At 71.3% G+C, this 24,027-nt stretch carries 22 protein-coding genes and 1 other annotated feature; of the genes, 13 read left to right on the top strand and 9 right to left on the bottom strand.

The annotated features are described in order from the left end of the window. Positions 1-23: 23 nt before the first annotated feature. Complete coding sequence (locus tag ACP6CK_RS16875; RefSeq protein WP_426954461.1) at positions 24-974, bottom strand: hypothetical protein; 951 nt, start codon at positions 972-974, stop codon at positions 24-26. 347 nt (positions 975-1,321) lie between these two features. On the opposite strand from ACP6CK_RS16875, the gene ACP6CK_RS16870 reads away from it, so the two are divergent. Next, positions 1,322-1,711 (top strand): hypothetical protein, encoded by a 390-nt coding sequence (locus ACP6CK_RS16870; protein WP_426954460.1) that lies wholly within the window; start codon positions 1,322-1,324, stop codon positions 1,709-1,711. A gap of 99 nt (positions 1,712-1,810) precedes the next feature. On the opposite strand, the gene ACP6CK_RS16865 is transcribed toward ACP6CK_RS16870, so the two are convergent. Further along, on the bottom strand, positions 1,811-2,251 hold the full coding sequence (locus ACP6CK_RS16865; RefSeq protein ID WP_426954459.1) for a response regulator: 441 nt from the start codon (positions 2,249-2,251) through the stop codon (positions 1,811-1,813). Positions 2,252-2,297: 46 nt separating this feature from the next. Between ACP6CK_RS16865 and ACP6CK_RS16860 the strand changes: the two genes are divergently transcribed. The 4 genes from ACP6CK_RS16860 (at position 2,298) to ACP6CK_RS16845 (ending at position 8,626) form a co-directional block, all read left to right on the top strand. Continuing rightward, positions 2,298-3,053, top strand: a complete 756-nt coding sequence (locus tag ACP6CK_RS16860; protein ID WP_426954458.1) for a Crp/Fnr family transcriptional regulator — start codon at positions 2,298-2,300, stop codon at positions 3,051-3,053. A 113-nt stretch (positions 3,054-3,166) separates the two neighbouring features. Continuing rightward, positions 3,167-3,910, top strand: coding sequence for a sensor histidine kinase (locus ACP6CK_RS16855; protein WP_426954457.1), 744 nt, complete (start codon positions 3,167-3,169; stop codon positions 3,908-3,910). A 79-nt stretch (positions 3,911-3,989) separates the two neighbouring features. Beyond that, positions 3,990-5,003 (top strand): chemotaxis protein CheB, encoded by a 1,014-nt coding sequence (locus tag ACP6CK_RS16850; protein ID WP_426954456.1) that lies wholly within the window; start codon positions 3,990-3,992, stop codon positions 5,001-5,003. 50 nt (positions 5,004-5,053) lie between these two features. After that, a complete protein-coding gene (locus ACP6CK_RS16845; RefSeq protein ID WP_426954455.1) occupies positions 5,054-8,626 on the top strand; it encodes a CheR family methyltransferase in 3,573 nt (1,190 codons plus the stop codon). Between the two features lie 19 nt (positions 8,627-8,645). Here the strand turns inward: ACP6CK_RS16845 and ACP6CK_RS16840 are convergent, their stop codons facing one another. The 4 genes from ACP6CK_RS16840 to ACP6CK_RS16825 form a co-directional block, all read right to left on the bottom strand. Next, positions 8,646-9,692, bottom strand: coding sequence for an aldose epimerase family protein (locus tag ACP6CK_RS16840; RefSeq protein ID WP_426954454.1), 1,047 nt, complete (start codon positions 9,690-9,692; stop codon positions 8,646-8,648). Positions 9,693-9,812: 120 nt separating this feature from the next. Next, complete coding sequence (locus ACP6CK_RS16835; RefSeq protein WP_426954453.1) at positions 9,813-10,271, bottom strand: hypothetical protein; 459 nt, start codon at positions 10,269-10,271, stop codon at positions 9,813-9,815. A 292-nt stretch (positions 10,272-10,563) separates the two neighbouring features. Beyond that, complete coding sequence (locus ACP6CK_RS16830; protein ID WP_426954452.1) at positions 10,564-10,995, bottom strand: LysR family transcriptional regulator; 432 nt, start codon at positions 10,993-10,995, stop codon at positions 10,564-10,566. A gap of 118 nt (positions 10,996-11,113) precedes the next feature. Continuing rightward, positions 11,114-12,016, bottom strand: coding sequence for a LysR family transcriptional regulator (locus ACP6CK_RS16825; protein ID WP_426954451.1), 903 nt, complete (start codon positions 12,014-12,016; stop codon positions 11,114-11,116). Between the two features lie 109 nt (positions 12,017-12,125). Here ACP6CK_RS16825 and ACP6CK_RS16820 point away from each other — a divergent pair, with 109 nt between their 5' ends. The 3 genes from ACP6CK_RS16820 to ACP6CK_RS16810 all read left to right on the top strand — a co-directional run bounded on the left by ACP6CK_RS16820 (position 12,126) and on the right by ACP6CK_RS16810 (position 17,964). Next, positions 12,126-13,043 carry an alpha/beta fold hydrolase gene (locus tag ACP6CK_RS16820; protein ID WP_426954450.1) on the top strand — a complete coding sequence of 306 codons (918 nt, stop codon included), beginning with the start codon at positions 12,126-12,128 and terminating at the stop codon, positions 13,041-13,043. Between the two features lie 497 nt (positions 13,044-13,540). Further along, positions 13,541-14,431, top strand: a complete 891-nt coding sequence (locus tag ACP6CK_RS16815; protein WP_426954449.1) for a Hint domain-containing protein — start codon at positions 13,541-13,543, stop codon at positions 14,429-14,431. A gap of 107 nt (positions 14,432-14,538) precedes the next feature. After that, positions 14,539-17,964, top strand: coding sequence for a tetratricopeptide repeat protein (locus ACP6CK_RS16810; RefSeq protein WP_426959928.1), 3,426 nt, complete (start codon positions 14,539-14,541; stop codon positions 17,962-17,964). A 202-nt stretch (positions 17,965-18,166) separates the two neighbouring features. Here the strand turns inward: ACP6CK_RS16810 and ACP6CK_RS16805 are convergent, their stop codons facing one another. Further along, positions 18,167-18,547: a c-type cytochrome gene (locus ACP6CK_RS16805; RefSeq protein ID WP_426954448.1), complete on the bottom strand. Its 381-nt coding sequence runs from the start codon at positions 18,545-18,547 to the stop codon at positions 18,167-18,169. Between the two features lie 153 nt (positions 18,548-18,700). Beyond that, positions 18,701-18,756, top strand: a sequence feature (sul1 is cis-regulatory element that is thought to sense ions involved in sulfur or methionine metabolism; They are found in Alphaproteobacteria). 71 nt (positions 18,757-18,827) lie between these two features. Here ACP6CK_RS16805 and ACP6CK_RS16800 point away from each other — a divergent pair. Further along, the gene (locus tag ACP6CK_RS16800; RefSeq protein ID WP_426954447.1) at positions 18,828-20,312 is read left to right on the top strand and encodes a SulP family inorganic anion transporter; all 1,485 of its coding nucleotides are present in this window, start codon (positions 18,828-18,830) and stop codon (positions 20,310-20,312) included. A gap of 168 nt (positions 20,313-20,480) precedes the next feature. Here ACP6CK_RS16800 and ACP6CK_RS16795 read toward each other — a convergent pair whose 3' ends face one another. Continuing rightward, a complete protein-coding gene (locus tag ACP6CK_RS16795; protein WP_426954446.1) occupies positions 20,481-20,795 on the bottom strand; it encodes an HU family DNA-binding protein in 315 nt (104 codons plus the stop codon). A 467-nt stretch (positions 20,796-21,262) separates the two neighbouring features. Here ACP6CK_RS16795 and ACP6CK_RS16790 point away from each other — a divergent pair, with 467 nt between their 5' ends. The 3 genes from ACP6CK_RS16790 to ACP6CK_RS16780 all read left to right on the top strand — a co-directional run bounded on the left by ACP6CK_RS16790 (position 21,263) and on the right by ACP6CK_RS16780 (position 23,014). Beyond that, a complete protein-coding gene (locus ACP6CK_RS16790; RefSeq protein ID WP_426954445.1) occupies positions 21,263-21,751 on the top strand; it encodes a hypothetical protein in 489 nt (162 codons plus the stop codon). After that, entirely contained in the window at positions 21,748-22,329 is a 582-nt protein-coding gene (locus ACP6CK_RS16785) for a hypothetical protein (protein ID WP_426954444.1), read from the top strand. Before ACP6CK_RS16790 ends, ACP6CK_RS16785 begins: the two co-directional genes overlap by 4 nt. Positions 22,330-22,879: 550 nt before the next feature. Further along, a complete protein-coding gene (locus tag ACP6CK_RS16780; protein ID WP_426954443.1) occupies positions 22,880-23,014 on the top strand; it encodes a hypothetical protein in 135 nt (44 codons plus the stop codon). 89 nt (positions 23,015-23,103) lie between these two features. Here the strand turns inward: ACP6CK_RS16780 and ACP6CK_RS16775 are convergent, their stop codons facing one another. Then, positions 23,104-23,340 (bottom strand): hypothetical protein, encoded by a 237-nt coding sequence (locus tag ACP6CK_RS16775; RefSeq protein ID WP_426954442.1) that lies wholly within the window; start codon positions 23,338-23,340, stop codon positions 23,104-23,106. A 350-nt stretch (positions 23,341-23,690) separates the two neighbouring features. On the opposite strand from ACP6CK_RS16775, the gene ACP6CK_RS16770 reads away from it, so the two are divergent. Continuing rightward, positions 23,691-23,927 carry a hypothetical protein gene (locus ACP6CK_RS16770; RefSeq protein WP_426954441.1) on the top strand — a complete coding sequence of 79 codons (237 nt, stop codon included), beginning with the start codon at positions 23,691-23,693 and terminating at the stop codon, positions 23,925-23,927. Positions 23,928-24,027: the final 100 nt, after the last annotated feature.

The raw sequence follows: 24,027 nt of genomic DNA, 5'->3' as shown, positions 1-24,027 counted from the left end.
GGGGCCCGGCGGTCAGTCCGTCCCTATCGCGTGACGCCGAGCGAGGGGTCGGTCGTGGGCAGCCCGAGAAGGGAGTCGACGCGGGCGACCACCGTCGGGGTGAGCGAACGATTTGCCGCCCGGGACAGGTCCTGGGACCGCGCCTGGGCGATCGCGGCTTCCCGTGCCGCCCTCTGTGCCGGCGTCACGGCGGGCATCGAGAGGGCGGACAGCATCGACCGCTCGTAGGAGGCGATCATGCCGACGCGGGAGTTGGGTGCGGCATTGGCTCGCGCCGTCGGGGAGGCGTGGGCGGCGTTGAGCGCCCCGAGGGCGCTCGCCAGGGAGCCGCGGTTGGACGCGCGGCCGGAATCGGACCGCCCCGCATAACCGGAACTTCCGCGCCCGAGGCCCGCCGTGTCGCCGCGGCCATAGCCGCCCCGCCCGCCGCCGACGCCCATGGAGGCCGCCGCGCTTCCCGCATAGCCGCCGCGGCCACTCCCGCCCGAGCCGAGGCCCACGCCCGGCGAGGCTGTCGCCATGCCGCTGTGATCGCCGCGCCCGCCATAGCCCCCCAGGCCGGCCGGCGCGGAGCCGAGCGACACGCCCGGGGAGGCGGTGGCCATGCCGCTGTGGTCGCCCCGGCCGCCGAATCCGCCGCCGAAGCCGCCACCGACGCCGCCGGCATAACCGCCGCCGGACTGGCCGCCCGACCCGACGCCCCCGCCGTGACCGCCCGCATTGCCACCGGCGTTGCCGCCCCCGTGCCCGCCGCCATTCCCGCCGCCATTCCCGCCGCCGTTGCCGCCCCCATTGCCACCGCCGCCACCCCCGCCGCCACCGCCACCGCCGCCGCCACCGCCCCCTCCGCCACCACCGGCGGCCCAGGCGGCGTCAGAGCCTCCAAGCCAGGATTGCAGGGGAAGCGCGGTAAGGGCGGCTGTGCCGGCGAGCAGCACGGTGACCCGGAGGAAGGAAGTGGCTCGGGATGGCATGGCGCGTCTCCTGGACCGTTGCGTGGTTCCTTCGGGACGGCTGGCCGGTCACTCGTCAACGCCTCCGGCCTTCGGAGAGGGGCAGGCGCACGTCCCGTGATGAGGGCCTGCGACCGGGACGGAGCCTTGACGCAGGCGGTCTGAGTGCCTCCGCAGAACGTCGCGTCGGGTTCGTGGTTGCCGTGGCCCGCCTCTCCTCCCTTCGGGGGCCGGACCGTGCGAGGCCGGAGGCACCGCTCCGGCCCCCGGCGCGGAAGGGGCGCTTTCCTGCGCGGCCGAATCCGAAGAAGCTTCCGGAAAACGGAGGTCGGACCATCGCGAGCATCCTGACGCGCCTTGAGCAGGACATGGCGCGCGACGATGATCTCATCACCCAGCAGGAAGCCCTCGTGCGCCGCCTGGAGCGGCGTTCATCGCCGAAGACGCTGTCCGCGGCACGCGATCTCCTCGAAGCGTTCAGGACGGCCCGGGCGATCCGGCAGGATCTCCTCCGGACGCTCGGCGCGCGCTGCACGCCCTGGTGGACGGGCGCCGACCCGGTCTTCCGCGCGCTCCCCGAGGCGGGGATCCGGTCCTATGTCGCCGCGGAGATGGCGGAGCTGGCCGGCCGTGCGACGGAAGGGGAGCGGGAGATCGCGGCCGCCTTCCTCCAGGAGGTGGTTCGCCAGTACCTCACCCTGTCCGCCTCGGCTCAGGGCGGGAGGTGCGCCGTCAGCCGGGAGCGGGAGCGCGGCTGAACCGCGTGCCGCGACCGCGCGGGAGCTCGCGCGATGGCGGCAGGAACGCGTTCGCGGCGCCGGCGGTCGCCGGAGCGCCCGGCGATGACGGAACGTGCGCTAGCGACCGGCCAGGAGGGACGACAGGGCGCGGATCAGCTCCCTCGGGTTGTGCGGCTTCTCCCAGTGCGGCACGGCCTGGTAGGCGGTCGGGATCGCGGTTTGATCATAGCCGGTGGCGAAGACGAAGGGCACGCCGCGGTCCCGGAGCGCGTCGGCCACCGGATAGATCATCTCGCCGCGCAGGTTGACGTCCAGCACCGCCGCATCCGGCGGTGCGCCCTTCGTCAGCAGCGCCAGGGCCTGGCTGGGCGTCGGCACGGGGCCCAGCACCTCCGCCCCGGACTGCTGGAGCGCGTTCGCGAGGTCGTCGGCGAGGAAGTACTCATCCTCCACGACGAGCACGCGGCGCCCGGCGAGCGGCGAGAGGGTATCGGCGGCGTCCTGCTGCGTGGCCGGGACGGAGGCCGTGCGTGCCGGGGCGGGATTTCCTGGACACATCGGGGCGTCTCCTTCAGCTTGCCGGCCCCGAGGATCACTGACCAGCTTGAGCCTGTCCACCAACGACCTTGTCGCCCGCAAGTTTGGGCAGTTCACGCGGCTGTCCCCGGGGGACCGCCTCGCGATCTCGAGCTTGACGGGAGAAGGCATCCGCCAATTCGCGGCGCGGACCGACATCGTCCGGGAAGGCGACACGCCGACCTGCCTTCGCCTGTTCCTCTCGGGCTGGGCGTGCCGCTACAAGATGCTGGAGGACGGGCGGCGGCAGATCGTCGCGTTCCTCCTGCCCGGCGACCTCTGCGACCTGAACATCTTTCTCCTGCGGGAGATGGATCATTCGATCGGCACGATCGTGCCCGTCACCCTGGCCGAGATCGCGCCCGCGGCGATCGAGCGGGTGATGGACGCCCATGCCCGCGTCGCGAAGGCGCTGCTGTGGGAACAGCTCGTCACGGCCGCGATGCAGCGGGAGTGGACGCTGAACCTCGGGCAGCGCTCGGCGCTGGAGCGCGTGGCGCATCTCTTCTGCGAGCTGTTCCTGCGCCTGCGCGGCGTGGGCCTGACGGAGGGCGGCCGCTGCGAGCTGCCGCTGACCCAGGCCGATATGGGAGAGGCGACCGGCCTGTCCACGGTGCACATCAACCGCACCGTGCAGGAGCTGCGCAGCCGCGGCCTGATCGTGCTGCGCGGCAAGGAGCTGGTCATCCCCGATCTGGCGGCGCTGCAGGATGCTGCCGGGTTCAACGTGAATTACCTGCACCTTGACCGGGAAGGACGACAGTTCGACACGAATGAGGGCTGAACCCGCATCGCGCCCACCCGTTGAAGCGCCTGACTGCAGGTTTGCGGCACGGGGCGCCGCCGCTCCCGTCGTGGCTCGCGGGATACAAGCCGAGACTGTGAGAGGCGTGCCCGATGCAGCAGGATGATGCTGGAGCGCCCGATCCCGGCGCGTCCGTCCCGGAGGAGGCGGCCACGCTGGAGGCGGAGAACGCGGGGCTGCGAAGCCGCCTTGCCGAGGCGGAGCGGCTGACGGCGGTGCTCCGGAGCGAGTTGCAGCACCGGGTCCGGAACGTGCTCGCCGTTATCCGGTCCGTGGCGCGCCGGACGGGGGAGACGAGCGAGACGGCCGAGGACTACGTCATGCACTTCGACGGCCGGCTGGACGCGATCGGCCGCGCGCAGTCCATGATGATGGGCGATCTCTCGGCCAGCGTGTCGCTCGACCAGCTTCTGGCGGATGAGCTGCTGGCCCATGCGGCGCGGGAGGGCGACCGGCTCACCCTCTCGGGCCCTCCGGTGCGGCTGGCGCTCAAGGCGGCCGAGATGCTCCGGCTGGCGGTGCACGAGCTCACCGTGAACGCGGTGAAGTTCGGCGCCCTGTCGGATTCCCACGGGCAGATCCAGGTGGAATGGGAGGTGGAGCCGGCGCCGGACCGGCCGGGCGGCGGGATGCTCCGGCTGGTCTGGGAGGAGAGCAACGGCCCGGCGCCGGCGCCCGCGCCGCGACGGCGCGGCTTCGGGACGGAGATGATCGAGCGCACCCTGGCCTACGAACTCGGGGCCGAAGCTTCGCTCGAGACGCGGCCGGACGGGCAGCGCTGCGTGATCCGCGTGCCCTTCGGCGAGAGGGTGGCGCTCGGCGGGCCGGGGGGCTGACGCCGGCGGCGGGGACCGCAACCCTGGCCGGGCCGCGCGGTTGCTGAAGACAGCGCCAGGCTGGCGTGGTGGGGCGGCCATGGCGCAACGCGACATCCTCGTGATCGGCGGCTCCACGGGCAGCGGGGCCGTGCTCCGCCGCCTGATCGCCGGGCTCCCCGCGGACCTGCCCGCCGCGGTGTTCATCACCACCCATGTTCCCAGCGCCGGCCCCGGCTACCTGGCGGAGCTGCTCGGCGCGGCCGGTCCGTTGCCGGTCAGCCAGGCCGTGGACGGCCAGCCGGTGGAGCGCGGCCGCGTCACGGTGGCCCGGCCGGATCGCCACCTCCTGCTCATCGACGGCACGGTGGTGCTCGGGACGGGCCCGCGGGAGAACCTCGCCCGCCCGGCGGTCGACCCGATGTTCCGCTCCGCCGCCCTCGCCTACGGGCCGCGGGTGGCCGGCCTGATCCTGACCGGGCTGATGAATGACGGCGCCGCCGGGCTGCACGCGGTGAAGGCGGCGGGCGGCGTGACCGTCGTGCAGCACCCGCTGGATGCCGAGGCCGACGAGATGCCGCGCGCCGCCCTGGAGGCGGTGGAGGTGGACCATGTCGGCCGGGTGGACGAGCTGGCGGGGCTGGTGACCGCGGTCATGGGCACGCCGGCGGGGCCGGCCGGGCCCGCATCCCCCGAGCTGGAGCTGGAGGTGGCGATCGCGGCCGGGCGGCGGCTGGGATCGGACCAGTTGCGGAGCGTGGCGCAGCCCTCCACCCTGACCTGCCCCCACTGCCAGGGCGTGCTGTCGGAGATGAAGGTCGGGGGGCCGCTCCGCTACCGCTGCCAGATCGGCCACGCCTTCACCGCGGAGGCGGTGGTCGCGGCGCAGGAGGAGGGGGTGGGCGAGGCCGTCCGCATCGCCATGCGGATGATGGAGGAGCGGGTGGAGCTGGTCACCCGCATGGCGCGGGACGCGCGCGGGGCCGGGCGCACCGCGGTGGCCGAGCTTTACGAGGCGCGGGCGGCCGAATATGCGGGCTATGCTGCCACCCTGCGTCGCGCCGCGACGATGGAATTGCGCATGGCGCGCCCGAAGCCATCGCAGCCGCTTTAGCGACCCCGCCGATGGCAGGATAATATCCCGGACGATCGAGGAGTTCCGTCGTGTTCGAGCAGGATCCGCCGGGGGGGCGAGAGAAGGCCGTGAAGCCCGTGGCGGTGGTCGGCCTGGTCGCCTCGACCGCCGCCTTCCGGTCGCTGGAGCAGCTCTTCGCCCTGATGCCGGTGGACAGCGGCGCCGCCTTCATCATCGTGTCCGGATCGGCCGATCCGCTCGACACCGCGGCCTTGATCGGGGTCCTGAACGCGCATGGCGGCCCCCCCGCCCACCTGGCCGTGGACGGGGAGAGGCTGGAGGCGAACCGCATCGCCGTCGCGCCGATCGGGATGATGACCACGCTGGAGGACGGGCACCTGCGCCTGGCCGAGACGGAGCAGGCGCCGGGCCATCGAGGGACGGTGGACAGCTTCCTCATCTCGCTGGCGGAGCAGCAGGGCCAGGCCGCCGTCGGGATCATCCTGGCGGCGCTGCAGGATGCCGGCAGCCTCGGCATCGCGCGGCTGAAGGCGTGCGGCGGCCTGGCCCTGGCCGAGGCGGCGCCGGGCCAGGGGGAGCCGGAGCCGAGCGCGATCGAGGGGGCGTCCGGCATGGCCGACAAGCGGCTGCCCCTGGCCGAGATCCCCAACCAGTTGCTGACCTATGTCGCGCATCTGCGGGAGCTGGACGAGACCGCGGAGGCCGTGACGATCCTGCGGGACGGGGAGAGCCGGATCCCCGCCATCGCCACCGTGCTGCGCAATCGCACCGGGCACGACTTCCACGGCTACAAGGTCAACACCTTCCTGCGCCGCGTGCAGCGCCGCATGCACGTGCTGCGGATCGACGACCTGGACGACTATGTCGAGCGGCTGCGCGCCGATCCGGACGAGGTGCAGGACCTGTTCCAGGACCTGCTGATCGGCGTCACCCAGTTCTTCCGCGACCCGTCCGAGTTCGCCGCGCTGGAGGCGCGGGTGCTGCCGGAGCTGCTGCGGGGCAAGGGGGCGGGCGACACGCTGCGGATCTGGGTGCTGGGCTGCTCCACGGGGGAGGAGGCCTATTCCCTGGCCATGCTCATCCGCGAGGCGACGGCGCAGATGGACGCGCCGCCGCACACGCAGATCTTCGCGACCGACATCGACGCCCGCGCCCTGGCCGTCGCGCGCAGCGGGCGCTACCAAGAGAGCATCGCGAAGGATGTCCCGCCCGAGCGGCTGGCGCGGTGGTTCGTCAAGGAGGGTGCCACCTACTGCATCCACAGGGACCTGCGGGAGATGTGCATCTTCTCCGCGCACAACGTCATCCGGGACGCGCCCTTCTCCCGCGTGGACCTGATCTCCTGCCGCAACCTCCTCATCTACCTCAACCCGGAGCTGCAGGACCGCGTCATCCCCCTGTTCCACTTCGCGCTGCGGCCCGGCGGGCACCTGTTCCTCGGGCCGTCGGAGAACGTCACCCGCCAGGCGAAGCTGTTCCAGCAGATCGACCGCAAGAACCGCATCTTCCGACGGCTCGACACGACCGCGCGCGTGCTGCCGGAATTTCCCCTCGGCGCCCGCGCGGACGTCCCGCGCCTGCCGGGCGAGGCGGCCGTTCCGCTCCGGGCCGCCGCCGTGCCCAACCTGGGAAAACGGGCCGAGCGCGTGGTCGAGCGCTACGCCCCGGCCTACGTCATCGTGGACGAGGAGCACCAGGTCCTGAACTTCTCCGGGCGGACCGGGCCCTTCCTGAACCCGATCAGCGGCGCCGCGAACCTGAACCTGCTCAACCTCGTGCACCGCGACCTGCGGCTGGATCTCCGCGCGGCCCTGCTGCGCGCCGCGGCGGACCGCCGGACCGTGCGCGTGGCGCCGCTGCGGATGGGCACGAACGGGGAGGCGCGCCGCGTGGGCCTTTCGGTGGAGCCCCTGGTGGACAACCCGCAGGATCCCCCGAGCTTCGTCGTGCTGTTCCACGACTACGGCGCGGACCTGATGCAGGATGTGGACCCGCTCCACGATCCCGCCGTGCTGCGGGACGAGCATGTGGCGCGGCTGGAAGGCGAGCTGCGCGTCACGCGGGACCGGCTGCAGGCGACGATCGAGGAGCTGGAGAGCACGAACGAGGAGCTGAAATCCTCGAACGAGGAGTACCAGTCGGTCAACGAGGAGCTGCAATCGGCCAATGAGGAGCTGCAGACCTCCAAGGAAGAGCTGCAATCGGTCAACGAGGAGCTGCAGACCGTCAACGGCGAGCTGTCCCACCGCATCAGCGAGCTGGGGCGCTCCAACAGCGACCTGAAGAACCTGCTGGAGGCGACGCAGATCGCGACGCTCTTCCTCGACAACGAGTTCCGGGTGAAGAGCTTCACGCCCGGCATGACCGAGCTGTTCCACCTGATCGAGGGCGATATCGGCCGCCCGATCGGCCATATCGTGGCCCGCGTGCCCTATCCCGAGCTGGACGACGACGTGCGCCGGGTGCTGCGAACCCTGACCACGATCGAGCGGGAGATCGGCGCATCCCAGGGGCCGCATTATCAAGTGCGCGTCCTGCCCTATCGCAGCACCGACAACTTCATCGCCGGCACGGTCCTGACCTTCCTCGACGTCACCTCGGCGACGAATGCCCAGCGCGCCCAGAGCGCCGCCGAGGAGCGGGCCCGCCTCGCGACCCGGGCGGCGCGCATCATCGTCTGGGAGCTGGAGGTGGCGACGGGGCGCTTCGTCCACTCGGAGGGATTCGAGAGCACCTTCGGCTTCGCGCCGCCCGCCTCGCTCGCCGCGCTGGTCGCCGCCGCGCAGGCGGAGGACCGGGACCGCCTGTCCCTCGCCTTCGACGGGGCGATCCAGGCCCATGAGCCGCTCGACGTCGAGGTTCGCCTGATGGGCGGACGGGGAGAGGTGTGGGCCCATTTCAGCGGCGCGCGCCATGACGGCAAGCTCATGGGAGTGACGCAGGACGTCGACGAGCGCCGCCGGGCCGCCGCGCAGCAATCGCTGCTGATGGCCGAGCTGCAGCACCGGGTGAAGAACATCCTCGCCGTGGTGCGCTCCCTCACCAGCCGGTCGCTGCAGGACGCGGTGTCGCTGGAGGAGTTCGGCGCGCATTTCTCCGGCCGGATCGACGCGCTGGCGCGGACGCAGAGCCTGCTGGCGAATCGCGGGGCGGGGGGCATCCGCCTGGACGAGCTGGTGCGGGAGGAGCTGGCGGCCAGCCTCGGGCGGGAGAGCGGCCAGGTGGTGGTGGAGGGGCCGGCCATCCTGCTGAAGGACAAGGCGGCGGAGGCCTTCACCCTGGCGGTTCACGAGCTGACCACGAACGCGATCAAGCACGGCGCCCTGTCCCGCGCGGATGCGAGCGTCACGGTCCGGTGGCGCGTGACGAGCAACAATGGCGGCGGGTGGCTGGTGCTGGAGTGGAGCGAGAACGGCGTGCCCCTGTCGGACCTTCCGCCCGCCCGGCACGGGTTCGGCCGCAAGCTGATCGAGCGCGGCCTGCCCTATGACCTGGGCGCGGACACGACGCTGGAGTTCACGCCGGATGGGGTTCGCTGCACGGTGGAGCTTCCCCTCGGCCCGCGCGTGATCGCCCTGGACGAGAAGGGGTGGTCCGAGACCTCCGGGGATCAGGGCGCCGGGACCGACCCGGCCCGCTGATGCGGCTGTCAGCCCGGCGTCAGCCCGGGGCCGAGAAGCGCAGCAGGGTGGATGAGCGGAAGGTCTCGCCGGGCCGCAGCACGGTGGAGGGGAAGTGCGGGTGGTTCGGGCTGTCGGGAAAGTGCTGCGTCTCGAGCGCGAGACCGTCGCCCTGCCGGTAGGTGCGGCCGCCCGGGCCGACGAGGCTGCCGTCCAGGAAGTTGCCGCTGTAGAATTGCAGGCCCGGCTGGTCCGTCAGCACCTCCAGCACGCGTCCGCTGGCCGGGTCCCGCAGCCGCGCGGCGAGGCGGGGGCCGGGGGTAACGGGGTCCCGGAGCGCCCAGTTGTGGTCGTAGCCGCGGCCGACCAGAAGCTGCGGGTCCGCCGCGCGAAGGCGCGCGCCGATCCGGGTCGGGCGGCGGAAGTCGAAGGGCGTCCCCTCCACCGGACGGAGCTCGCCGGTCGGGATCGCCGTGGAGTCGACGGGGCAGAAGCGGTCCGCGGCGATCTCCAGCTCGTGGTCCAGGGCGGTCCCCGATCCCTCGCCGGAGAGGTTCCAGTAGCTGTGGTTGCTCAGGTTCAGCACCGTGGGCCGGTCGGTCTCGGCGCGGTAGCTGATCCGCAGGGTGCGGTCCGCTTCCAGCGCGTAGCGGACCGAGACCTGGAGGGTGCCGGGATAGCCCTCCTCGCCGTCCGGGCTGATGCGGGAGAGCTGCACCTGGCGGCGGTCCCCGTCATCGACGTGCCAGACGTGCTTGTCGAAGCCCCGGTTTCCGCCGTGCAGGCTGTTCGGCCCGTTGTTGCAGGCCAGCCGGTGCTCGCGCCCGTCCAGCGTGAAGCGGCCGCCCGCGATCCGGTTGGCGTAGCGCCCGACGATCGCGCCGAAATAGGGGCTGACCCGGCTGTACGCCGCGAGGGAGCCGAGGCCCAGCACGACGTTGTCCATCCGGCCCGCGCGGTCCGGCACCTCGAGCCTCTCGAGGATGCCGCCATAGGTCAGCACCGCCACGCGGAGGCCGGCCGCTTCCAGGACGAGGCGTTGGACCGGCTCGCCGCTGTCCAGGAGCCCGGCATGTTCAGCTTGCATCGGCCTGTGTCCGAAGGGGGCTTGCCGGCGTCCCGGCCACCACTCCGTAACGCCGGGCCGGAGGCTTTGCCAATGCGGGCGGCCCCCTTCGCCAGCTTGCGGGGCGGCCGGCGCCGGGCGCTACAGCGCCGCGCAGAGCCCCGCGACGGCCGGCCCCGGGAAGCGGCCGAGGGGCAGCTTCGCCGGCAGGGGGAAGGCCCCCGCCGGGATCCTCGCGCCGATCCGGAAGGGCCCGACCGGGGCCTCCTCCTCATCGGCTGTCTCGGGCTCCATCGGGGAGGCGAGCGCGCAGAGGAGGGCCCGCGGCGGCGTGGCCCGCGGCGGCACCGCGCGCAGGTCCTCGGCCCGGTCCCGCTGCCAGGCGGCCAGCGCGCCGACGGTCCGGGCGGCCTCCCGCTCCACCAGCGGCCGGGGCCAGGAGGGGTGGTGCAGGGCGAAGAGGTCCACCGCCTCCGCCCAGGCGATGCCCTGGGGTACGCCGCGCGCGACCGCGGCGGCATACTGCCGGGCCGCCTGCCGGGCGGCGGGGACGTCGAGGTCGCTGGGCGGCGCGTGGGTGTCGTCCGGGAAGAAGGTCATCGGGAGCCCTATAGGAACGAACAGGGAACACGATAGACAGGACTCCCCTTGGTCGGCAAGGGCCTTGCCGTCCGGTGCCGTGGCGGGGTGGCCTCAGTTCCGCGGCCAGCCCGCGCCAGGCGAGCGAGACGAGGTCGAGCCCGACCTCCCGGAAGGTCGGCACCTCGGGGAACTCGGGCAGGCGCTCCTCCGTCATCGCGCCGATGGCGCGCAGGCGCCCCCGCCATGCCGGGATCGGCGACCGAGGCCGGGCGCACGACGACGAGACCCACCTGCCCCGACAGCACGCCGATCACCCCCGGCGGCGTGCCGTTGAAGGGGATGTGCAGCAGCGCGATGGCGGCCGCCTCGTTCCAGCGCTCCAGCGAGATGTGGAAGCGGGAGAGGATGCCGTTCGTGCCGCAGGAGACGGTGCCCGGCGCGGCCTTCGCGCGCCCCCGGCGGCGAAGGCGCGCATCTCATCCGTCGGGCGCGAGGCGACCTCGACGTGGGTGTGGGCGTGGCACAGGAACGCCTCGCCGGCCGCGGTCGGCCGGACGCCGCGGGGCAGGCGCTCCAGCAGGGCGACGCCGCACGCCTCCTCGAGCAACTGCACACGACGCGCCGCCGCCGAGGTGGCGATGGCGCAGTCGCGGGCCGCGTGCGAGAGGCTGCCGGTCTCCGCAGCGCGAACGAGGATCCGGATGGTCAGCCATTCGGGGGCGATCAGCCTCCGATCGGGCATCGTCGCTCTCCTCTGGCGATTTCGCCCCCATGGAGGAGATCTCTCGTCGGCGTCATGGTGATCCGCGATGCAGGGGAGGCGAGCGGAAGTCAGGGATGCTCACGGGCCGGGGCCTGCCTCAGGACGCGTCCCAGTAGGGCGGCGTGCCGAAGGCGTGGCGCAGGCAATCGGCCAGGGCGCGAAGCTTCGCGGAGGCGCGCCGTCCTTCGGGGTGTGCCATGTAGATGGACTCCGGTGCCGCCTCGATCCCGACATCCACGGACACCAGGGCACCGGACCGGATGGCCTCGCCGACAATGAAGGTGGGCAGGAGGGCGATCCCGACCCCGGCGATCGCGGCGTCGCGCATCATGTCGCCGTTGTTGACCCGCAGGCCCGGCCGGCCGCGCACGATGGACGCGCCGCGCGCGCCGACGAAGCGCCAATCGGCGGCGCCCCGGTTCGTGTAGACGATCCCCGCGTGCTGCTCGAGTTCGGTGATGGAGGCCGGCGTGCCGTGCTGCGCGAGGTAGGCGGGCGCCGCCACGAGGACGCGGCGGCTCGCGGCCATTGGCCAGGCCACGAGGCGGGTGTCGCCGACCTCTCCATGGCGCACCACGGCGTCGTATCCGTCGGCCGCGACGTCGACGCGGCGATCATCGAGATCGAGCGTCAGCTCGATCCGGGGATGCTGCCGCACGAAGGGGTAGAGCGCGGGGCCGAGATGCATCCGGCCGAAGGTCACCGGGGCGGAGATGCGCAGCGGTCCGGACAGCGTGCCGCGGCGCTCCGCCATGTCGGCCGCGGCCTCCGCGACCTCGCGCGCGATGCGGGAGGCCCGTTCGAGGAACGCCGTCCCGTCTTCGGTGAGTGAGAGATTCCGGGTCGTGCGATGCACCAGCACCGTCCCAAGGACACGCTCCAGCTCGACCAGACGCTCGCTGACGACGGACTTCGAGAGATTGAGGCGCCTGGCGGCCGCACTGAGCGATCCGGCCTCCGCCACGGCGACGAAGGTGTGAATGCCATCCAGCTTCATCATCGTTCGGCAAATCCGGATGCGAGTTCCGCCGATGCCAGTCTGATCCGAACGTGAATGCCACGCCATAGTCCGGCCGCCAGGGGCTTTCCCCCGCCGGGAGATGAGAGAGATGCGTCACTTCGCCTTGGGTGTCCTCGGGGCGCTCGCCCTGGCCTTACCGGCTGCGGCCCAGGTCCAGCCCTTCCCGGCCGGATTCCGCACCGAGGCGATCCAGGCCGCGGATGTCACGCTGCACGTCCGCATCGGCGGACAGGGCCCGGCCGTGGTGCTGCTGCACGGGTATGGCGAGACCGGCGACATGTGGGCGCCGATGGCGGACGAGCTGGCGCGCGACCACACGGTCGTCGTGCCGGACCTGCGCGGCATGGGGCTCTCGTCCCGCCCCGCAGGAGGCTACGACAAGAAGACGCAGGGGCAGGACATCGCGCGGGTGCTCGATGCGCTTCGCATCGACCGCGCCGCGCTCGTCACGCACGATATCGGCAACATGGTGGGCTACGCCTTCGCGGCGCAGTTCCCGGCGCGGGTCACGCGCTTCGTCCTGATGGATGCGCCGCTTCCCGGCATCGGGCCCTGGGAGGAGATCCTGAAGAGCCCGCTCCTCTGGCACTTCCGCTTCGGTGGTCCGGACATGGAGCGGTTGGTGGCGGGACGGGAGCGCATCTACCTGGACCGGTTCTGGAACGAGTTCTCGGCCGATCCGCGGCGCTTCAGCGAGGCGTCGCGCGCGCATTACGCGGCGCTCTACGCCCAGCCCGGCGCCATGCGCGCCGGCTTCAGCCAGTTCGCGGCCTTCGATCAGGACGCGTTGGACAACCGGGCCTTCCTGTCGGCGGGACGACTGACCATGCCGGTGCTCGCCATCGGTGGCGAGAGGTCGTTCGGCGCGACCATGGCCGTGGTGATGCGGGCCGCCGCGACGGACGTGCAGGAGCAGATCATTCCGGATGCCGGGCACTGGCTGATGGAGGAGCAGCCGGCGGCGACGGTGGCCGCTATCCGTGCCTTTCTCGATGGGGGGCGGTGATGGTGGGTGTCGGGAGGCATGAGGGACGTTCTGGTTAGCCGCTGCAGCACCTTCGCCCGAGACAGTTTGGGGGACACACGGGGGTTGCGAATGTCCGGCCTCCGCCACCCCAGGTAGCGCCACACCACATTCCGATGTGGCGTGCTGGCGCGGTGACCTGGGTTCACGAGGGCGCCCCCCAACTCTTCCTGCTCCACAATCCGTGGCCATCCTCAGGCAGTGACCTCGGATGAGCGAGATCCCACCCCCTTGTCAGACCAGTCGTGCAGGCCGTCCGTGAAGGCGAGGCCCATGGATGATCGGAAGGGCCCGGGCATGCTGTAACGGATCTGTGATCTTCAACCTGAGGTTGGTAGACCGAAACATACCTGCCTCGATATGTTCATTTCTGAAAAGAGAGGTCCTCCATCGCAGCCCGCATCTCGGGCCCGTTGAGGCAGACCTTCTCATCGCATCAGTGATTTCGCGAGTCGCGACATCGTGCGCATACGGGGGACATGAAGTTGTCGATCCAATCTCTTGGCACGCCAACCGTGACATACAACTCCGCCACGAATGTGCTCACGATCAGTGGCTCGGTAACGACCAACGGTCAGGGTGGTACACTGACATTTACCCTGAACGGGCAGACGATCACGGCAACGACGTCTCAGGTTATTTCGGGTGGTCAGACGAATTACAGCTTCACCTTCAATGGTGATCGAGATGCAATCTTTTCAGACCCAAACAGCGACACCATTCTTGTTTCGGACGGTGAAAATGGTGGCAGCTTAACCACAGCTCAAACGAGCACAGTCACCGTCGTATGCTTCATGGCCGGTACGCTGATCTCGACGACGAAGGGCGACATCGCTGTCGAGGCCCTTTGCCCTGGCGACGCCGTCCTGCTTGCAGACGGGCGGACCTTGCCGGTCCGGTGGATCGGCCAGCAGACCGTCAGCAAGGTCTTCGCCCATCGCCTGCACAGTCGCCCGGTGCGCATCCGCGCCGGCGCGCTCGGCGGCGGCCTGCCGCGGCGCGATCTGCTCGTCTCTCCGGGCCACGCGATGGTCATCGACGGCGTTCTGGTCGAGGCCGGGGCGCTGGTGAACGGGACCTCCATCGTTCGCGAAGAGAACGTTCCCGACGTCTTCACCTACTACCACGTCGAGCTGGACGAGCATGCGGCCATCCTCGCCGAGGGCGCACCGACGGAGTCCTTCGTGGATTACGTGACCCGCGCGCGCTTCGACAACGGCCGCGAATACCTGGCGACGATCGGCGACAAGGTGATCCCGGAGATGGATCTGCCGCGCGCGCTGTCGGCGCGGCAGATCCCGGCCGCGACGCGCCGGCGCCTGCAGGACGTCGCCGCGTCGCTGCTCGGCGCGGAACGCGCTGCGGCCTGAGGCCCGGACGCCGCGCCTCATCCGCAGGGGTGGACGCCGCACGCTGACGGTGTCCTTTCCCGCCGATTCGGTCTCGCCTGTGCGTGGGGCGAGCCGTCCGGTGATGCCTGCCGGTAGGATGCCCTGACATTTCCGCTCTCGGACGAAGGCCGGAGGCCATCCCAACCGCGCGGGAGCGGAGCGATCTCGGCAGGGCCGCGGAGGAGCGGGGCGACGCCGAAGGCGCGCTCGCGCTTTTCCAGGCGGCGATCGCGCTGCAACCCGGACGCTCCCGCTACCTGATCGACGCGGCGCGGGTGCTGATTCAGCTCAGGCGGCTCGACGAGGCTGAGCCCCTCCTCCAGGAGGTGCTGGCAAAGCAGCCGGGTCACGCGCGCGCCCTGCGCGACCTCGCCCGCGTCGCCACGGCCCGTGGCGACGTGCGAACCGCGGTGGAGCTCCTTCGTGAGGCGGCGGCGAACGCCCCCGAGAACGTCTCCATCCTCGTCGACTATGGGGACGCGCTTCGCGAGGCCGGGCATCCGGACGAAGCCGCGGAGGCGTATCGTGCCGCAGGGGTGCTCGATCCCCGCAGCGAGCGTGTGGGCCGCAGGATCGCGGGGATTTCCCGGGAGCCGCCCGACGACGCGGGGCAGGCCGAGGCAGGCCGGCCGGAACAAGCCGCGCCGTCGACCGGGGAGCCGCCCTTCTCCGCCGTCCTCCCCGGGGCATTGGCCCCTGGATCGGAGGCCGTCCCGGCCGACACCGACAGGGAGGCGGAACTCCGGGCCGCCCTGGCCCGGCTGGAGGCGATGCCGCCCACGATCGAGAGCCTGACGGAGATCGCCCGTCTCGCTCTCTCGCTCGGCCACACGGCGCGGGCGGAGCAGGCCTATCTCGACCTGCGTGTCCAGAAGCCAACACGGGTCCTGCCCGTGCTGCAGCTCTCCCGCCTGGCCCGGGACCGGGACGATCCCGCGGCGGCGGAACGCCATCTCCGGGACGGGATCGCTTCCGGCATCCGGGATTCCCGCCTCTTCCTGGACCTCGCCCGCGTCCTCCGGAACGGCGGGCGGCTGAACGAGGCGTACGACGCCTACGCCGCCGCGCTCTCCACCGCGCCGGATGAGCCGCGCGCCGCGCAGGAGCTGAGGGAGATGCTGCGGGAGTCCGGAGGCATCCCGGCCGCTCTGCCGCAACTCGAGGCCGTTGAGGCAGCGGGGAACCATGCGCCCGCGCTCCGCTGCCTGAGGATCGATCTTCTGCTGGAGATCGACCGTCCGGAGGCGGCGCGTTCGCTCGCGGAGGAGGCGCTGCGATCGCACGGGCCGTCGGTGGACATCCTCCTCCGCCTCGGCGCGATGGAGCGGGCCTCGGGGGACGGTGCAGCGGGCCTGGAGCGGTTGCGCGCCGCCCACCGGCTCGATCCCGGCTCGGCCGACGCCGTGGTCAGCCTCGGCCGCGCGCTCCTCTCGGATGATCTCCTCGACGAACTGGGAGGGCTGACCGTGGCCGTGACCGCGGGTCAGCAGATCGCGCTGGCGCGGGCCCTCCGGTTGGATGGGCGGGGCGACCTCGCGAGGCTCCTCCTCGGCCAAGTTGGCGCGCGGATGCCGACAGCCGTGCCGGATCTTCTCGCGCTCGGCAGCGAGTGCGCCGCGGCCGGGTTGACGAAGACGTCTGAGAAGGTCCTGCACCGCGCCGCCGACGCCATGCCGGACGATCCGGACGCGTGGCTCGGCCTCGGCCGGCTCTGGCGGACGACGCAGGGCCCCGGGACGGCGGAGGGGTTGCGCGCGCTTCGGCGGGCCGTGGACCTCGCGCCGCAGCGCGCGGAGCCCCGCGCGGAGCTGGCCCGCGACCTCTTGGAGATCGGCCGGGCCGAGGAGGCGGAGGCGGCGCTGCGGGACGCGCTGGACCGGGAGCCCGATCACCTGCCCGCGCTCCAGGTCGCCCACCGGCTGCTGCGCGCCCTGGGCCATGACGGGGCCGCCGCCCTCCTGTGCGACCGCATCCGGGCCGAGCGGCCAGGGGCGGGCTGGGCGTGGTCGGCCGCCGTGGACGCCCGGTGCCGGATCGGGGCGTGGGAGGAGGCGCTGGCACTGCTGGACGAGATGGACGCCCGGAAGATCGTGCCGGACGCGGCCAGGGTCCAGCGGATCGGCATCCTGTTCCGGCGCGGCCGAACGGCGGAGGCGCTGCGCCTTCTCGAGGCGGCTCGCGAGGCCAGGCCGGCCGACGCGGCGCTCTGGTGGCTGCAGATCGAGCACTGGATCCGGACGGGCCGCACGCGGGAGGCAGCGGAGGCGCTGGACGATGCCCCGCTGTCGGAGCGCGGCAGGACCCGGTTCCTCCACGCGCAGGCCCTGGTCGCCGAGGCGGAATGGCGGATGGAGGATGCGGCGCGGCTTGCCACGTCGGCGGTCCGCGCGGACCCGCGCCACGGGGCCGCGCTCGAGACCTGCGTGCGGACCTGCCTGTCGCTGAACCGCCCGCGCGACGCGCGGGCCTGGCTGTCGGATCAGGCGGCAGACCGGCTGTCGCGCCGCCTGCCGGATGCGCGCGTGCCCAGGGTCTCGTCCGGGTTCCTCGGGCGGCTGACGGAGGAATACCTGCTCGATGCCGAACTGGAGGAGGTGCTGCACCGCGCGCAGGCCCTGCCGTTCGAGGCGCGCCTGCCCGCGCTGGTGGACGCGTGCCGCACCTGGCCGGACCAGACATCGGCGGCCATGGCGCTCCTGCTCCACCTGCGACGCGCCGGGCTGCTGGAGGCCGGGGCCGATCGGCCGGGGCCGGATGCCCGGTCGCCCATCCCGCAGCGGGTGATCCAGTACTGGCAGGATCCGGTGCCGCCGGCCGACGTGGACGAGCTCATGCGAAGCTGGGCGGAGACCAACCCGCATTACGCGTACCGGCGCTTCGACGCGACCAGCGCTTATGCCTATCTGCAGGCCCATGCTTCCCCGGATGTCTGCTCCGCCTTCCGGCTGGCGCGGCAGGCGGCCGAGCAGGCCGACCTGTTCCGGCTCGCCGTCCTGGCGCGGGAGGGCGGGTTCTACGCCGATGCGGACGACCGTTGCCTCACGCCCCTGGACGCGTTGCGGGACCGGTTCCCGACGGCGTGCCTGCTCACGCAGGAGCGCATGGCGAATCTCGGCAACAACATCATCGGGGCAGCACCCGGGCACGCCCTGATCGAGTCGGCACTGCGGCAGGCGGCCGACGCGCTCAACCGCGGCGACCGGAGCGGCCCGTGGCTCGACACCGGGCCGGGGATGCTGAGCCGGTGCTTCGTCGCGCAGCTGCTCCGGCCCGGCGCAGGGCTGATGGACGGGTTGCGCGACGTCACCATCCTTCCCCTGCCGCAGCTGCGGCAGAGCATCGCGGTCGGCCTCTCCGCGGGGTACAAGTCCACCGGGAGCTACTGGCAGAACCACGCGCGCTCGCCCGTTCGCCGGGAGGTCACCCCCAGGCTTCGGCGGGCCTTGCGCCTTCCGACGGAGGGGGACGGGGACGGACCCTTGACGAACGGGGGATCCGAGCCGGCCGGCTGATCAACGCGAGGCCGGAAAGGTCAGCCTTGTCCGCCCCGCCACCGCCCGGGGCCTCGGCCGGCTGATGGCGACGGCGGTGCGTGTCGTCATCGTGGAGCCGAACACGGAGATGGCGACCTGCCGGAGCAGCGGCGGCTGGAGGCGCTGCACGCGGACGGGTGGTACGCCAGCATCACCCGCGAGCTGTTCGGCTGACGCGCCCTCAGGGCTGCGCGGCCGAGCGCTCCCGCAGCCAAGCGACGAGCGCCTCGAGCCGTGCCTCGTCGCGCAGGCCTGGATAGGCCATCGTGCCGCCCGGGACGACCTCGCGCGGGTTGCGGAGATAGGCGCGGACGGTCTCCTCGTCCCAGCGCAGCCCGGCCTCCGCCTTCGCGCGCATGGCGGCGGAGTAGCGGAAGTTCTCCGCCGCGCCCGCGGCACGCCCCCAGAAGCCGGCGAGGCCCGGGCCGACGCGGTTGCGGGCGTCCATGCCGTGACAGGCGGAGCAGTCCCGTCGGAAGATCGTCTCGCCATCCGGCGGGGTCTGCGCGACGGCGACCGTCGGCAGCAGCAGGAGAGCGGCGAGGGCGATGCGGATGGACAAGGGCGGATTCCGATCTCAACAGGCAGGATCACTGAACTAGGGACAGTCCCCACGCAGCCGCAAGGTGTTGGAGAGCTTGCGGACAGGCGCCCGTTCGATGAAGCGGGGCCACGTTGCATTGCAACATGGAATGACGCTATGAGATCGCACCTGCTCGGACCCGGTGAGATCCCGGGTGGCTCTTCCGGCCGCTGATCCGCCGGACAACGCAAGCGACGCGACATCGCCGCCCTTCGTTCCACGACGGGCAGCCCGTGCGCCTTCTGCGGACTTCTCCTGCATGACACCGTCTTCTTCCTGGCGTCGCGAGTGGTTCCTCAACATTCGTGGCGATGTGCTGTCCGGCATCGTCGTCGCCCTGGCCCTGATCCCGGAGGCGATCGGCTTCTCCGTGATCGCCGGCGTGGACCCGAAGGTCGGCCTTTTCGCGTCCTTCGCCATCGCTTGCGTGTCGGCCTTCGCCGGCGGGCGCTCCGGCATGATCTCGGCCGCCACGGCCGCGACCGCGGTGCTCATGGTCACCCTCGTTCGGGAGCACGGTCTGCCATACCTCTTCGCCGCCACGATCCTCATGGGCCTGCTGCAGATCGGCGCCGGCTTGCTGAGGCTCGACCGGCTGATGCGCTTCGTGTCGCGATCGGTGATCACCGGCTTCGTCAATGCGCTGGCCATCCTGATCTTCATGGCGCAATTGCCGGAGCTGGTCGGCGTGCCGGTGCAGACCTACGGCATGGTCGCGGTCGGGCTGGCGATCATCTATCTCTTCCCGCTTGTGACGAAGGCCATCCCATCTCCCCTGGTTGCGATCGGCGTGCTGACCGCTGTCGTCTGGTGGTGGGGCCTGGATCTTCGCACCGTGGGGGACCTGGGTGAGTTGCCCTCGACCCTGCCGGTTCTCGCGCTGCCCGGGGTTCCACTCACCTTCGAGACGCTGAGGATCATCTTTCCCTACTCGGCGGCGCTGGCGGCGGTCGGGTTGCTGGAATCGTTGCTGACGGCCCAGATCGTGGACGACATGACGGACACGCCGAGCAGCAAGAATCAGGAGTGCTTCGGGCAGGGCGTCGCGAATATCGGCTCTGCCCTGATCGGCGGGATGGGCGGCTGCGCCATGATCGGACAGTCGGTCATCAATGTGAGGTCGGGCGGCCGCGGCAGGCTCTCCACCTTCGTGGCCGGCGCCTTCCTGCTGTTCCTCATCCTCGTGCTGGACGATCTTGTCCGCATCATTCCCATGGCGGCGCTAGCCGCCGTGATGATCATGGTCTCGGTCGGCACCTTCTCCTGGCGCTCGATCCTCGACCTGCGGCGGAACCCTCCGTCGTCCTCGGCCGTCATGCTGGCCACGGTGATTACGGTGGTCGCGACCCACGACCTGGCGAAGGGCGTCCTGGTGGGAGTGCTCCTCTCCGGCGTATTCTTCGCCGGCAAGGTCGCCCGGCTCGTCAGGGTGGAGAAGGTGCGGTCGGAGGACGGGAAGGAGTGCGCCTACCGGGTGCGCGGGCAGATCTTCTTCGCTTCGGCGGAGCTGCTCGCCGCCAGCTTCGATGACCAGGACCGGCCGGCGCGGGTGGTGATCGATGTGAGCCAGGCCCACTTCTGGGACATCTCGGCCGTCGCGGCGCTCGACAAGGTTGTCATGAAGTTCCGACGCCGCGGCGCCGAGGTCACCGTGACGGGCCTGAACGAGGCCAGCGCGACGATGATCCACCGCTTCGCCCGGCATGACAAGGAAACGCCCGCGGCGTCCACTCCGGCGCACTGAACGGCCGTCCCGGTCGAACGCTCCGGCCGAGACTGCCGGCGCAGCATCCCGCGGAGGCCGTGTTCGAGGGCTACGGCCACTTGCCGTGGCCGTGCCGTCGCTGGCGGGGCTGCTCCCCAGATGATGGGATGAGCAGCCCTCCCTCGGGCGTCGCGACGAGGCGGCCGATCAACCGGCCTTGGCCGCCTTGCGCTTCGCCTTCTTGGCTCCGGCGAACGCGGCCAGCTTCAGCGACGGGCTGGCCTTGAACTTGACGGTGGCGCCGGCCTTCACCGCGACCTTCTCTCCCGTCCGCGGGTTCAGTGCGGTGCGCTTCGGCGTCTCGCGCACGGTGAAGGAGCCGAAGTCCGGAAGGGAGAAACGGCCGTTCTCGACGATCTCTTCCTTGATGGCGGCGATGATGTCGGCCGCCAGTCGCCCGGCGGCCACGCCGGTCATATCGGACGACTGCTGGATCACGTCGGTCAGGAACTTCTTCGACAAGGTCGTCTCTCCAAATCGGCACGGACCCTGAACCGCTCAGGGCAAACTTCGCCTTGGGCGCCCTGGTAAGGTCCAACACCGGACCCGTAAAGTGCGATGCTCCGCATGGCGCCTGGGATATTCCGATCTCATGAACCGGGCGGAGCGCGCGCGATCCGCGCCTCAGCGCCGCGCTGGGTGTCGCCGGAGCCCTTTGCGGGAATCGGTTCACGGGTGCTGCGGCGGGATGGAGAAATCTTCGGGCGGGACCACGGCAGCGGTGCTGGAACACTCCTCGGGGCGGGACTGTCCCCATCCGGCATCCCCGTTCGTCCCGCATCGTGCGGATCAGAGATCGTGATCGCAAGGTGCCCTGACCTCATCTCCGAGACCGGTTGTTGGGTCATTCAGCGATCCGTCTCGGGAACGATTTGGTGTTGCCACGAATAGAACGGGCCATCATGCTTTCGGAGACGAGGAGCGTCCGGATGCGCCAGATGGCTTCGCCGGCATCCCTGCTCGCCGGCGCGGTCGTACTGATGATGGCCACGGCGCGGGACACGTCGGCGCAGCCCATGCCGACGACCTATGAAGACGCCCTGATGATGGTCCTGAACGACTACAGCCAGGAGGTCGAGGCCGGGAACCCGAACTCCTGGCCGCGCGTGACCTCCGTCACCCGGCGCCCGGGCCATCGTCGCGACATGTGTCCGCCGCCGAACGACGGCAGCACCATGTACGACGAATCGTCGGAGATGGAGGTGACCGGCTGCTCGGCCGTGCTCCGCACGGTGCGACGGCAGGGACGGGACGCGGTCCGTCAGGAGAACCGGGTCGACGTGCGGGCCTATGTCGGATTCCTGCGGTCGGAGGGCGCCGCCTTCACGCTGCGAGCGGGCCGGTACGGCACGGCGCAGGGCGATGACGGGGATGGCCGCCCATCACGGTCCCCCTTGAGACAACGGCCACGCGGGTGACCGCCGGACAGCCCGGCTTCAACACGCTGCGGATGCTGGACTGGATCGGGCGCAACCATTGTCCGGCGATGGCCGCCGCCTCGGCGCCACCGGCGCAGGCCGGCAAGCCGCCCGCGCTGGTCCCGGCACCGTCTCCGGCCGTGGTGCCTGCCGGCAAGCCTCCTGCCCTGGAGGCACCGGGGACCGCCAGCCCGGCCGTTCCGCCCACGCGTCCACCGGCCGTCGCGGTGCAGGTCCCAGCCCTGGAGGACGCGCTCATCCGCTTCCTCGGCTGGTTCGGCGACGAGCCGCGGGTCGACCACACCGAACCGTCGCTGCGCCTCGCGGCGATCCAGCGCCGGCCTGGCTACGTGCGGCACAGCTTTCCGCACCCGGTCGCGGGCGAGGCGGCCTATCGGGTGTCGGTGGAGGTCTGGGTCACCGGTTGCTCCGCCGAGTTCCGCAGCGTTCGCCGGATCGGCGGGCGGACAGTGCAGGAGGAGCAGCGCGTCACGTCCGGGCCTCACCGGGCTTCTCGCTCAGGACGGGCCGGCGCTGTCGCTTCTCGAAGGGCCGATCGGGACCAGCCGGGTCGATGAGGGGGATGGATCCCCGCCGCTGGAGGGACCCGCCAACATCGACGCGTTCCGCGCGGCGCCCGGCGCGACCGGATAGGGGGGCTCGCGCTCCTCCCAGCAATCGCGAGGGATCATTGTGCGCCGGTGGCCGGGACGCCGCCACCGGCCGCTCCGGGCGCCGTGCGCGACCTGATGCGCCGTTAGGCGGCGCCCGCTTCATCCGTCGCCACGCGGGCCGCGCTGGCCGGTCCGGCCACCACCGACCCGTTGGGGATCGGCTGCGGCGAGGACGCGGCGAGCCACGGATCATGGCGCCCACCGCCTTCCGAAGCAGTTCGGCGTGAGTGTGAGAACGCGCGACGGCGCGCCGATCACCCCTGCACAGTGGCGCCGGGGCTACCGACAGTCTGTTGGATGCTGAACGTCGTCTCCACGACCGGTTTTGACGAGGTGCAGAACGGCCTGATCACAGGTTGCGGTTCCCACATCCGAGTGTTGGGCCGATGCCGCTTCCGCCCAGGATTCCCGTTCGATATGGTCGGGTTGCTGCACTTGCGAAGGCGGAGATCCGATGTCCTACGGAGGTCGTACAACCGAAACCATGCTGGCGGAACTGGTTCACCATATGGCCGAGCTGGTGAAAGCTCAGCAGCAGACCAATGAGCTGCTGACCCAGATGCTGCGGGCGCAGCAGACCGGCCGGTAATCGACGAGGTCCGCTGACGGGCGATCCTTGGATCAGGGCCGCTCGCTCTCCGCCCTTGGAACGCCGGACAACGGATTACCATCGGCCCGTTAGGCCGACACCTCGGGCCTGTTGAATTTGAGCACGGCCACGAGTTCCAAATCTCTGACCTTCTGGCGCGCCAGCGACTTGCCGTGGTCGCGCCCTGACGGTGTCGCTGGTCCGTGGACGGCGATCCGGCCGCGTGACGAGGTGCCTGCCGCCCGAAATGACCCGATCGAGAGATTGACGGTGCTGCCCGCAGCTCTCGACCCGTTGCGAGAGATGTCGTCGCGCAGCACCGCCATCAGACAATGCTCTCAGGGGACCTTGTGAGTCGGCGGCGTCGCTCCGTCGGCTGCCTAATTGGCCCAGCGCTTCGCGCGGGTTTCGTTCATATCACAACGGCCAAATGTTTCCCGCACCGTGTCACGCTGTTCTCGTGCCGATGGGCCGACGAACGGATGCCATGCTCGGTGGCTTCTTCGGCGCGTCGCGAGAGCCGTAGAGAGGGAATGGGAGAGTCAGGCTTCGTATATGCTCCGCATCACACCATCGCTCAAATGTCAGACACTCGGCGCGGCATCGAGACAACGATCACGCGCGGATGGCGTTAGGCAGTGCTGCAACGGCTAGGACAGCCCTGGCCCAGGAGGACATGATGAAGCGAGCCATCCTTGGTGCGATGATTGCGGTCGGTGCGTCGCTGGCGGCGGTTCCCGATGCGCAGGCGCAGGGCTATGGGTACGGCCCTCGGGACCGTTTCGAGCGGCAGGCTTTCGAGCGCCACATGGCGCGGCGGGAAGCGCGTCGCGAGTTCCGCCGCGAGCGGCGCCAGATGGCGATGCAGCGGGCGTATGAAGCGGGCCGGCGCGACGCTTACCGGAGCCGCTGACCCCCGGGCGCTGCGGCGCTCTCTTCCACGATGCCACGGGCCGGGTGGCGGCCAGGTCTGTCCGGAACGCCACCCGGTGCATGCTGAAGTGGGTGCGGTC

This window comes from Muricoccus radiodurans (genome assembly GCF_050154705.1).
GTDB lineage: Bacteria > Pseudomonadota > Alphaproteobacteria > Acetobacterales > Acetobacteraceae > Roseomonas > Roseomonas radiodurans.
The sequence above is the reverse complement of the archived record's forward strand: the minus strand, read 5'-3'. Positions and strand labels throughout refer to the sequence as shown.